Consider the following 10560-nt stretch of genomic DNA (forward strand, 5'->3'; position numbering starts at 1 on the left):
GCCGCCTAATATTCCCTGAACGGCCCAATAATGAATTTAGTGATAGATATAATGAACTTTCTGTCAAGGGTGAACTCAATGACGGCCGTGGGGAAAGCGCCAAATAAAGTGTGTTATCCAAAACAAGCAGTTGTTTTCACTTTATTAAAACATATTTTTCTCGCTCTCAACAGGATCAAGAGTGGCGCGCTTGGCTTCATTTTTTGATCGGTGCGACCCCAGGACATCGATTATATATTGAACATACCTTCAGTACAGCCTAGGCTCGTCTTCAAGCTAAAGGGCGAAAAGATGACTGATTTAATCAACCTGAAGACACCTATGGAGGAAGCGGCATCTGCGCAGCAACCTTCTCAGGCCGTCCTGATCGGACAGCGCTTGAAAGTGCTTAGAAAAGAACGCGGACTGACGATCGCCCGCCTAGCTGCCGAGGCTGGAATGTCGGCTGGATTGGTCAGTCAGATCGAGCGCGGCACCGCCAACCCATCGCTCAATACCCTTGAGAAGCTACGAGAAGTGCTTGGCGCCAATATCTGGGAGTTCCGCGAGGTTCCGAAAGAGCCAAGTGAAGCATCTTTCGTACGACGCGCGCCTAACCGACCCAAGGTCGTGGTCGGGGCAAACGGGTTTAGCAAAGAGCTGCTATCCCCTCAGAACAATGAATCGATGCGATTCATGATTCTAACAATCCCTCCTGGAGCTCAGAACAACGAGACCCTTACGGGTCCCGGCGATAAGGGCGGCTATGTCCTTGAGGGCGAAGTGCTTCTCTCGGTAGGAAGTGAGGCTGCAGTCCTATCCCCAGGGGATAGCTTTCAGTTCAGCAGCACGGAGGCCCATAGAGTGGAAAACCACTCTGGGGAGATAGCACGCGTTCTATGGATCATCAGCATTCTGGACGCTCATTTCTGACCTCGTATTGAACCTAAAATTTCACCAAGACCCGCTGAGTTGCGGCCACAACAACAGGATAATTCTGTGATCACACGTCATCAAACTACTCAGATTCTTAGCAAGGTATTAGTTGCAAACGGCTTCGCATTTCTTTCAGGCTTGACTGCAAAAGATCGCAGTGGCGGCGTCGCCGAACAAACCGCAGACATTCTTGCTCAGATCGATGATTACCTCGGAATGGCAGGTTCCGACAAAAGCAAGATTGTTACTGGGAACGTGTGGCTGAAGGATATCAGCACCTTTGCCGAGATGAACGAAGCTTGGGAAGCCTGGGTAGACAAGGATGCCCTACCTGCGCGCGCAACCGTAGAGGCCCGCTTGGCCCGTGAAGACATTCTTGTGGAAATTCAGGTCCAAGCACTCGCCTGACCTTTTTCCTTGCCCTGCTGAACACACAGTTACGCACCCGGAGACCATTGCCATGCAGCATAACACACCTTCACCAAGCGACCCATCGTGGTGGCTGACCGAAGCCCTGCAGAATGAGGGAAACCCGACACCAGCTCCGTCCTTGGAGGGAGATGAACGTGCCGACGTGGTCATCGTTGGCGGTGGCTTTACGGGTCTTTGGACTGCTATGGCAATTAAAGACCGGGACCCCGCTCAAGACATCGTCCTTATTGAGGCCAAGATATGTGGCGCCGGTGCCAGCGGTAAGAACGGTGGCAAAGTCCATGGTTATTGGGCTAGCCTTCCCGGTCTTAGTGAAACTCTCGGCCCTGATGCAGCGATCCAAGTCGCGAAGCTGGGTACTAAAGCTCAGGATGGTATCCGAGCATTTGCAACTACTGCTGGCAGAGATGTTTGGTGGCGCGAGGCAGGCAACGTTCGCGTATCGACCACCGCGGCCCACGATGCCAAGATCGATCACCATATCCGTGTAGTAAAGCAACTCGGAGTGACGGACACCGCTCGAGCGCTTTCTACCGAGGAGGTCGCGAATTATTGCAACTCACCCTCCTTTCGAAAAGGTATGTACCTGACTGAGGGAGCCAACGTACAGCCGGCTCGCCTAGCCCGCGCGCTCCGAAAGGCCGCTATAGAACGCGGGGTAAGAATTTATGAGCACACCCCGATGCTTGGCGTAGATACTGGCGCTCCAAACCGCGTTCGGACGAAAGGCGGATCGATTGAGGCTCGCGATGTCGTACTCGCGACCAATACCGCACTCGCCAGTGAGAGGTGGGTAAAGCCTTATGTTACCGTCTTTTCAAGCTATGCCCTTATGAGTGAGCCCGCCGAAAGGGAACTGGCCAATATGGGGTGGACGGGTGATGAGGGGATGGCGGATATGCGCATGTTCGTTCATTACTTCCGAAAGACTGCGGATAATCGTGTGCTGATGGGGTCTGGGTCTGGTCCCATTAGCTACAATGGTAGCTCAACATCCCCCCTCCTCACCGAAGATCAAGCGTCCGGAGCGCGCGCTGTGGCGGGCTTGCGGCGCCTACTCCCCGGACTTTCCTCTGTGGGCGTTTCCAAGGTCTGGGGTGGCGGTATCGACATTTCTTCGGACCGCCTCCCCTTCTTCCGCACACGTCCCGGAGCGCGCGTTCACTACGCAGCTGGCTATTCGGGTCACGGAGTTAACCCGACTTACATTGGGGGCCAATGCCTAGCAGCTTTGGTGCTGAACGCTAAGGATGAATGGGTAAACTCGCCATTCTGTCGTCGGGAAGTTCCCAAGTTACCACCAGAACCATTTCGGACAGTTGGTGGTCGCTTAGTTCGCCGAGCGATCATGGGCTGCGAAGCGGCAGAAGATCGCGGAGAGACACCGCGGCTCATCTACCGTGTCGGGGCCGCGATCCCTAAAACCTTCGGCTTGCGCATCGGCACGAGGTGAATCCGAAAGTTTGTTGCGCAAGGTACTAGGAGCCTGCACCAGTCGTTTGGCCTCTCCGCCTAGCTTAACACTATTGTCAATAGTGTTAATAAGCGCGCCTGTAGGTCCCCTCGATCTGCCGCAGACCTTTGCGATTGCTGGCATCGGCACCTGAATAAAGACGATGGGCAGCGCCTCTGGGAGGTCACTCTCCGGCATCAGACCTCTCCTTCGTGAAAATTTATCCGGGTGAAGGCGGGCTATGGCGCTGCGTCTCTTCACGCGATAGCTTGCAACCATGGAATTTCGTCATCTTCATACGTTCGTCGCTATCGCTGAAACGGGAAGTTTTTCCTTGGCTGCCGAACAATTGAATATGTCTCAGTCAGCGGTCAGCCAAACCATTCGGCGATTGGAAGAAGAGTTGAAGGAGCCCCTGTTCGTCCGCAACGCGCGCCACTGCGAGATTACTGAGGCTGGAAATAATCTACTCCCCCAAGCACAAAGCCTGTTGCGTCAGCGACAATCCCTTATGCCTGCCAGCGACCTTTCTCCAGCAGAATACCACGGCAGAATTCGTGTCGGGACCAGCACGTCCGGCACGTCGTTCATCTGGGCAAGGCTTTATCAGGCGTTCGGACGCAAGTATCCGAACATTAGGCTCGACATCCGGACGACAACCCATACCGAGCGTACCGCAGAAGACATCCTAAGCGGCGCTTTGGATATCGGTTTTCTTCCCATCCCATATGCGCACCGCAGCCCCAGAATAGAGCAGGTGGTGTTGGGCAGTCACCGCACCTTAATCGTGGCTCACCCGAACCATCCCCTGGCAGGGGTAAAAGGGGTGAAACCGAAGGATATCGCGCGCGAACGGTTCATCCTGTACGAGCGTGGGATCAATTTCCGTTCAATTAGCGACCACTATTTTGCACTGCACGGCATCACCCCTGATATCGTTGGTCAGAGCAACGATACGCATTTGATCCGAACCTTGTGTGAAATCGAAAGTGGCATTGCATTCCTTGGTGATTGGGCCGTTGTGGACCTGTTGGAGCAAGGCAGGCTTGTCGCTTTGGATATCGACACAAACAATCTTTCCGAACAACTAGGCGCTGCGTTTGTCCCAGAACGGATGACACGTGCCGCCCGTCTGCTACTGCAATTTGCCCGCAAACGTACTGATCTTTTACCTGACGTGGTTTTACAATCCTTGCCCGAAGGTTGGATGCATTATTCGGAAATAGATACCCCCTAGTGCTCTGAGTCTGACCCTTCTTACCGGTTCCCTCAGATTTCATGATAGTGTCCCGGGTGAGGATATCCTCTGCGGTTTTGGTCCATTTGAAAGGCTTTGGCTTCTCGTTGTGATGGGCCAGATAGTCGTAGATTGCGGCCTCAAGATCATCGACGCTGGTATAGCTACCGCGCCGGATGCGCCTTGACGTGATCTCGGCGACGAACCGTTCGACGATGTTCAGCCAAGACGCGCTGGTGGGCGTGAAGTGGAGCTTGAAGCGCGAATGCTTGTCCAGCCAGGCCTTCACCTTGGGCGTCTTGTGGGTGGCGTAATTGTCGAGCACCAGATGCACATCGCGCCGCGTGGGGACAGTCTTGGCGATCTGTCGCAGGAATTTCAGGAACTCCTTCGCGCGGTGGCGCGGCATGCAATCGCCGATGACCGTGCCTGATTTCACGTCCAGCGCCGCGAACAGCGCAGTCGTTCCGTGGCGTTTGTAATCGTGCGTTACGGTCGCGGCACGGGCTTCTTGAGCGACAGTCCGGGCTGGACGCGATCCAGCGCCCTGGACCTGGGATTTCTCATCGACGCAGAGCATCACGCCCCGGTGTGTCGAGGTAAAGCCCGACGATCTCTGTGACCTTCTCTTCGAACATCGGATCATTCGAGACCTTGAACCCCTTCGTGAGGTGCGGTTTGAGACCGGCCTCGGCCCATATCCGCCTGACGCTCGACTGCGAGATTCCCATGGCGTCGGCCATCAGTGCACGGCTCCAGTGGGTGGCATTGGCTGGGGTTTCCTGCACCGTCTTGGCGATCACCTTCAGCCTTGTTTCCATGGGCAGAGGCGGCACCCGCGAGGGCCGTGTCTTGTCGCGCTTGAGACCGGCCACGCCCTCATCGAGATACCGCTGCTGCCATCGCCAGACTGTGGGTTTCGACATGTTCGTCCGCCGCATGATCTCGAAGGTGCCATGGCCGTCGCCAGCACGATCCCACACCGCCAAGCGAGCTTGCGCGATGTGTTGCGGTTGTTCTGCAGAGCTTCAAGCTCAGCTCAATCGGCGGGGCTAAGGTAAAGGCAGATGTCGGAGCGTCTCATGCCCAAGCTATGACACACCCTGCAACCGTTGGGAATCTTACGTCAGGTGGCAAACACTAGCATCTGTTAGCCCAAGATGCAGCAGCGGGGTCAGCTTCAGGCCGAAGGCGACAATGTTTGCCCTTCCCACGTGCTGCAGCCACGTAAGTTAGCAGTATAATCGCGCGGTTATCGCGGAACAATGTCTCCTGCGTATTTGCAACTCCGCTTTCTTCAACCGGGATCGAACTGATAAATGCATAAGTAAATCAAATTCTTAATATACCTCAATGCGGTTTGCCTGATCTGCATTAATCGGCGAGAAAGAGGGAACCTTTCTTTCCGTAAGATTACGAGCAGGAAAGGCTACGCAATCTGGGAGGAAAGATTTTGAGAGTAAATTCTATAGCTATAGCGATGACAGTCGCTGCCATATCCGCCGCTGGTAGTGCCATGGCGCAGGACAAGACGTTCAAGCTGGCTCACGTCTTTAGTACTGACCATCCGGTACATCTGGGAGTGATGAAAGCCGATGAACTTCTACGGGAGAAGTCTGATGGTCGATTTGCGTTGCAGGTCTTTCCGTCGGGCACCTTTGCCAGCTACCGTGATGCCATTACCGCAGTTCAGCTGGGAACGCTTGACATGGCGCCACTGGACACGGCCATCGACTGCCTGCCCTCTTCGGGCGTGATGTTGTCGCCCTACACATTCCGAGATTATGATCACTGGCGTGCGTTCAAGGCGAGTGAAGTCTATACTTCACTGCTGGGCGATATCAGCGAAGCCTGCGATGTTGAACAGTTAAGTCTTTATACCTTCGGTTTCCGTCATATCACTACCGGCGATGCCCCTGCGACAACGCTGGAAGATTTCGACAAACTCAAGTTACGCGTCGTTAACTTTGCGCCCTATCCCGAAGCGGCCACTGTGCTTGGTGCAACTGGCACTCCCTTGCCCGTCGCCGATGTCTATCTCGCGCTGTCAAACGGTGTGGTAGATGGTCAGGAAAACCCCTTCACCCAAATAAGCGCCATGAAGCTTTTCGAGGTGCAGGACTATCTTGTTCTGACCGGGCACATGCTTGCCAGCTCGGGTCTGACTATGTCGCAGCGCGCGTGGAGTGGTCTTTCGGATGAAGATCAGGGCATGTTCCGCGAAGTCTTTACGGAAGCTGCGGCATATGTGGACAGCATCGTTATCGATGGCGAGGCAGAGCTGTTGGATGCACTCGTCAATGAGCACGGCATGCAGGTAGTTGAAGTGGACAAGCAGCCGTTCGTGGATCGCGTGCCGCTAGTGATGGCTAAATACCCGGAGTTTCAGGAGCTCTACGACCAGATTCAAGCGGTCGAGTAAACAGTCCGAGATAATTCCACCTACCCCGCTATCGCGGGATAGGTGGGTGGAGATGTGATAATGACCCGCCTGCTTAAATCTTTGGAAGTGGGGATAGGCAGCTTTTGCCTATTCGCCATGTTCGCGCTTCTGTGCATCAATATTGTGATGCGCTACGCCTTCAACTGGCCCTGATCCATAAGCAGTGTCTGCGATCAGTCTTTCTGGATCAATGTCGTGCCGGTCTTTGATGCGATCCAACATGGTGCGCACTGACCCGACCTCTGCCTGCCGGATTGACCGCGTTCCCTCAACGTCCACGATGACGCTGTGGTCGGTATCAATCAGATAATTGGTAGAATAGCTGAAGAACGCGGGGCCTTTCCGGGCTGCGGTCCACTGGCTGGCGGGATCAGAATGGGACGTAAACTTGGGTTCAACCTCAGATGCTGCACCAAAAGCCGCGTCATCCAAGACGTTGAGATATTCCTTAACCGCACGCGGCGCATCTTTTGGATCGATGGCACTGCGGTCCCAATCTTCCTTCGGTGTAGAGTTCTGTTTGTTCGCATCAGCCTCAATCAGGCTGGCATCTGCCGCAAGGCGTTGCCCGCTCACCAAGCCATCAGCGATACACCGTGCAACGGTCTTCTCGAACAGGTGGCGCAGAAGTTTGCTTTCCCGAAAGCGCCCGTGCCGGTTCTTGGAGAACGTCGAATGGTTTGGGATAGGATCAGACAGATCGAGGCGGCAGAACCAGCGATACGCCAAGTTCAAATGGACCTCTTCGCACAATCGGCGCTCTGACCTGATGCCAAAGCAATAGCCTACCAAAAGCATCCGGATCAGCAGCTCAGGATCAATCGAAGGGCCGCCCGTGTGGCTGTAGAACTCGGCCAAATACTGTCTAATGTCGCTCAAATCAACGAACCGATCAATCGACCGCAACAGGTGATCTTGCGGGACATGGTCTTCCAGAGAGAATTCGTAAAACAACGCAGCCTGAGCTTCTTGCTTCGGTCCCATCATCGCTCGATCCCCCAATCAATAAAGTAATTGAATCAGCGAAGGAGCATCCGATCAAGCAATCGTTTTTCAACAAAATTCGCCCTCCTTACCAGATGCTGCGTAGGCGGGCGAAGCCAAGGATCATGTACTCGCAGCAAGCGGCGGAAAGCCCTACCCGCCAGACCTTACAGAAAGCGGAACTTCAGGGTTCAGTTAACAGTATTGGCAATAGTGTTAAGACTGGCGCATGCTAAACTCGTGACACGGTAGGGTAGGGGGCCGAAAATGGCTTCGCCGTTTAACAGAATTCCCGTAACCTGTTAAATATGAGTGAAATGCGTCTCCATGACACCGCCGGAAACCGGCTCTATCTCAACGCCGAAGAGCGCGCCGCCTTTCTGGCCGTAGCGCGGCGAAAGCCCGCCCGCGACCGGACACTTTGTGAAACGCTTCTTTTTACAGGCTGCCGTCCATCAGAACTGCTCGAGATCACCCCGGCCCGCGTGGACCTGTCGGGTGGGACGATAACCATCCGCAGTCTCAAGAAGCGCAAGGATACGTCTGGCAGCTCGAAGATCGTCTATTGGACCGTCCCGGTGCCGCCGGACTACTTGGACACCCTTAACACCGCCCATGGCATCAGGGAAGCTCAGAAAACGCGCAAGCAGTCGGCGACACCGATCTGGCCACTCAGCCGCGTCCGCGTCTGGCAAATTGTAAAAGGCATTATGATTGAGGCCGGGATACCGGACGCGCCACACCGCAGCCCGAAGGGCTTGCGCCATGGGTTCGGGATAAACGCCACGGTGAACGGCATTCCGCTGCACATGCTGCAAAAGTGGATGGGACACGCGCAACTCAGCACAACTGCGATCTATGCCGATGCCGTAGGTAAAGAAGAACAAGACATCGCTGCCAGAATGTGGGGGTAGCGGCATGGTTCTGACACGGATCGACAACTCAAAGAACGAACGCCGGTTCTACCGGATGGATATCACGCCCGGTCTCTTTGGAGACTGGGGACTTGTTCGCGAGTGGGGCCGGATAGGGCGCGGCGGTCAAGTCCGTACGGACTGGTTTACCAGTGAAGCGGACGCCAAAGATGCTCGTTTTAAGTTGCACATGGCGAAGGCGAAGCGCGGCTACGAGTAGTCGGTCAGAAACCTGCCAAAACCGAGGAGGTTTCGTCCTGGGGTTCTGGCGCTGCTAAGCCTTTGATCTCACATGGAGCAGGGCAGGGGGATAATATGGATCGTTTTAGGCACACAGGTTGTGGCAAGGGGTTTCTGTCCGGTAGCGGTCGTTCGTGACCGTGCGGCGAAATCCCGGTTCGAGCCCTTATCCACTGATGCTGCATGATGCATGAATGTCCACTTTTCAGGACATTACTGCTGTTGCTCCGCTCCATCCTATCTGCTTTTGTCGGCCCATGCTGAACGCTGCCATCCTCGCAACAGTCACGCTCGCTGGGGCGATATTGATTTGGCCCCGTGTTGCCAATTCTATTGTCTGGCGCGCGACAATAACGCCTTTGGCTTCGATTATCGGTAGCGGTTTTCTGGTTCTTGGGCCAATCCTTGATGTTAGTTACGGGGGGTATGCACCTCTGGTCATGGTTGGCCTGTGTATGGTGGCCTATCTATTTGGAAGCGCGATCCGGTTTAATATTGCCGACATTGAAACGAGACCTGCCGCATCACGATTGACCGACGGACTTGAAACCATGGCGTCCATCGTGCTTGCGTTCGCGTTCATTGTGTCTGTTGCCTACTACCTCAACCTGTTTGGTGCATTTGGAGTGAGCCTGACGGAGCTTGACGACCAGTTTCACGCGAAGTTACTGACCACGGCGGTCTTCACATTGATTCTCTTCACAGGATTGACCCGAGGCTTTTCAGCGCTTGAACGCATGGAGCAGGTTTCAGTGTGTCTGAAACTGATGATCATCGCGGGTCTTTTGCTCGGCCTCATGGTGCATTTTGGCGAGGCCACAGGCCGAGGTGCATTGCAGTTCGATGCGCCGCGGGTCACCGGATGGGCGAGCCTTACACTGATGGCGGGTTTGATCGTAACTGTTCAAGGTTTCGAAACGTCACGCTACCTTGGATCGACCTACGATGCGCGAATGCGTATCCAGTCGATGCAGTTGGCACAGTGGATATCTACAGTCATTTACTGCATCTACATTGTGCTTCTGACCTATGCGTTCGAAAGTGATCCTCTGTCTTTAGACGAGACGGCGATTATTGATTTGATGCAGATTGTCGCACCGATTTTGCCGCTATTGCTGGTTGTCGCTGCGCTCAGCGCCCAATTCAGCGCAGCAATTGCGGACACCAGCGGGTCGGGTGGCCTGATTACCGAGGTTTCCAAAGGTGCGATTAAGGAGCGTGTGGCGTATGCGCTACTGGTTGGCATTGGGGTCTTGCTGACATGGACCGCAAATATCTTCGAGATAATCAGCTATGCCTCGCGGGCTTTTGCGCTTTATTATGCTCTACAGGCCGGCATCGCGGCTATCCGTGCATGGCGAGGCAATCACCTTGCGAAAGCAACCCTCTTTGGCGGTGTGGCACTGTTAGGCGTTGCAATCGCGGTATTTGGAACACCGGTCGAGTAAAAGCGGACGCTCCACAAAGCGACATCAATGTCGCCTACGTCCGGGGGAGTGTGCGTAATTTTGTGCCCTGACGCCTTTAGTTACGCCATGGGAAAGCGTTCTTCGAACATGATGGCGAGTTGGCTTTTAACGCGGTGCCATTCACGCACAGATCGCTTCCACTCGACTGAAGTAGCATTGAGCGCCAAGTAGATCAACTTTGCTGCCGCCTCATCGCTCGGGAAGTGGCCTCGGGTTCGCACCGCACGCCGGATTTTTGAGTTCAAGGCTTCTATGGCATTCGTTGTGTAAATCAATCGGCGCACTTCGGGCGGGTAGTCGAGAAACGGGATCACCTCGTTCCAGGCTCGGCGCCAGCTCGGTGCAATGGCCGGATAGCGCTTGGCCAGATCGCTCTCCTCGAACTCGGCCAGTGCAGCCTCCGCTGCTTCGACGTCTAAGGCGGTGTAGACTGCCTTCAGGGCTGTCGCCACGGCCTTGCGGTCCTTGTAGCT

10 protein-coding genes and 2 pseudogenes are annotated in these 10560 nt (G+C 54.8%); 8 read left to right on the forward strand and 4 right to left on the reverse strand.

All coding sequences use genetic code 11. The features are described from left to right. Positions 1 to 291 precede the first annotated feature (291 nt). The 4 genes from A3722_RS15940 to A3722_RS15955 all read left to right on the forward strand — a co-directional run bounded on the left by A3722_RS15940 (position 292) and on the right by A3722_RS15955 (position 4037). Positions 292 to 912: a cupin domain-containing protein gene (locus tag A3722_RS15940; protein ID WP_082849517.1), complete on the forward strand. Its 621-nt coding sequence runs from the start codon at positions 292 to 294 to the stop codon at positions 910 to 912. A 66-nt stretch (positions 913 to 978) separates the two neighbouring features. Next, positions 979 to 1323, forward strand: a complete 345-nt coding sequence (locus A3722_RS15945; RefSeq protein WP_067622631.1) for a RidA family protein — start codon at positions 979 to 981, stop codon at positions 1321 to 1323. A gap of 52 nt (positions 1324 to 1375) precedes the next feature. Continuing rightward, positions 1376 to 2800 (forward strand): NAD(P)/FAD-dependent oxidoreductase, encoded by a 1425-nt coding sequence (locus tag A3722_RS15950; RefSeq protein ID WP_067622628.1) that lies wholly within the window; start codon positions 1376 to 1378, stop codon positions 2798 to 2800. Positions 2801 to 3077: 277 nt separating this feature from the next. Further along, positions 3078 to 4037, forward strand: coding sequence for a LysR family transcriptional regulator (locus A3722_RS15955; RefSeq protein WP_067622626.1), 960 nt, complete (start codon positions 3078 to 3080; stop codon positions 4035 to 4037). Between the two features lie 166 nt (positions 4038 to 4203). On the opposite strand, the pseudogene A3722_RS25335 reads toward A3722_RS15955, so the two are convergent. Both A3722_RS25335 and A3722_RS25340 read right to left on the reverse strand, forming a co-directional pair. Continuing rightward, a pseudogene (locus tag A3722_RS25335) lies at positions 4204 to 4683 on the reverse strand (IS630 family transposase); the annotation flags it as partial. Next, a complete protein-coding gene (locus A3722_RS25340; RefSeq protein WP_443068593.1) occupies positions 4601 to 4963 on the reverse strand; it encodes a helix-turn-helix domain-containing protein in 363 nt (120 codons plus the stop codon). The pseudogene A3722_RS25335 and the gene A3722_RS25340, both read right to left, overlap by 83 nt. Positions 4964 to 5553: 590 nt before the next feature. Here A3722_RS25340 and A3722_RS15965 point away from each other — a divergent pair. Next, positions 5554 to 6459 carry a TRAP transporter substrate-binding protein gene (locus tag A3722_RS15965; RefSeq protein ID WP_161487630.1) on the forward strand — a complete coding sequence of 302 codons (906 nt, stop codon included), beginning with the start codon at positions 5554 to 5556 and terminating at the stop codon, positions 6457 to 6459. A gap of 162 nt (positions 6460 to 6621) precedes the next feature. On the opposite strand, the pseudogene A3722_RS15970 reads toward A3722_RS15965, so the two are convergent. Further along, positions 6622 to 7467, reverse strand: a pseudogene (locus A3722_RS15970) (transposase); the annotation flags it as partial. A gap of 305 nt (positions 7468 to 7772) precedes the next feature. On the opposite strand from A3722_RS15970, the gene A3722_RS15975 reads away from it, so the two are divergent. The 3 genes from A3722_RS15975 to A3722_RS15985 all read left to right on the forward strand — a co-directional run bounded on the left by A3722_RS15975 (position 7773) and on the right by A3722_RS15985 (position 10066). Continuing rightward, positions 7773 to 8378, forward strand: a complete 606-nt coding sequence (locus A3722_RS15975) for a tyrosine-type recombinase/integrase (RefSeq protein WP_067622619.1) — start codon at positions 7773 to 7775, stop codon at positions 8376 to 8378. A gap of 4 nt (positions 8379 to 8382) precedes the next feature. After that, a complete protein-coding gene (locus tag A3722_RS15980) occupies positions 8383 to 8598 on the forward strand; it encodes a WGR domain-containing protein (protein WP_067622616.1) in 216 nt (71 codons plus the stop codon). A gap of 214 nt (positions 8599 to 8812) precedes the next feature. After that, complete coding sequence (locus A3722_RS15985) at positions 8813 to 10066, forward strand: hypothetical protein (RefSeq protein WP_236627450.1); 1254 nt, start codon at positions 8813 to 8815, stop codon at positions 10064 to 10066. Positions 10067 to 10146: 80 nt separating this feature from the next. On the opposite strand, the gene A3722_RS15990 is transcribed toward A3722_RS15985, so the two are convergent. Continuing rightward, a partial coding sequence (locus A3722_RS15990) for a transposase (protein ID WP_201722052.1) occupies positions 10147 to 10560 on the reverse strand: 414 nt, incomplete at its 5' end.

The organism is Sulfitobacter sp. HI0027 (assembly GCF_001634775.1).
Lineage (GTDB): Bacteria > Pseudomonadota > Alphaproteobacteria > Rhodobacterales > Rhodobacteraceae > Sulfitobacter.

What these genes read in the sequence shown, in the direction of transcription:
- A3722_RS15985 (WP_236627450.1), top strand. Translation starts at nt 8,813, where the DNA reads ATGTCCACTTTTCAGGACATTACTGCTGTTGCTCCGCTCCATCCTATC.
- A3722_RS15950 (WP_067622628.1), top strand. Translation starts at nt 1,376, where the DNA reads ATGCAGCATAACACACCTTCACCAAGCGACCCATCGTGGTGGCTGACC.
- A3722_RS15955 (WP_067622626.1), top strand. Translation starts at nt 3,078, where the DNA reads ATGGAATTTCGTCATCTTCATACGTTCGTCGCTATCGCTGAAACGGGA.
- A3722_RS25340 (WP_443068593.1), bottom strand. Translation starts at nt 4,963, where the DNA reads ATGTCGAAACCCACAGTCTGGCGATGGCAGCAGCGGTATCTCGATGAG.
- A3722_RS15980 (WP_067622616.1), top strand. Translation starts at nt 8,383, where the DNA reads ATGGTTCTGACACGGATCGACAACTCAAAGAACGAACGCCGGTTCTAC.
- A3722_RS15965 (WP_161487630.1), top strand. Translation starts at nt 5,554, where the DNA reads ATGGCGCAGGACAAGACGTTCAAGCTGGCTCACGTCTTTAGTACTGAC.
- A3722_RS15940 (WP_082849517.1), top strand. Translation starts at nt 292, where the DNA reads ATGACTGATTTAATCAACCTGAAGACACCTATGGAGGAAGCGGCATCT.
- A3722_RS15975 (WP_067622619.1), top strand. Translation starts at nt 7,773, where the DNA reads ATGAGTGAAATGCGTCTCCATGACACCGCCGGAAACCGGCTCTATCTC.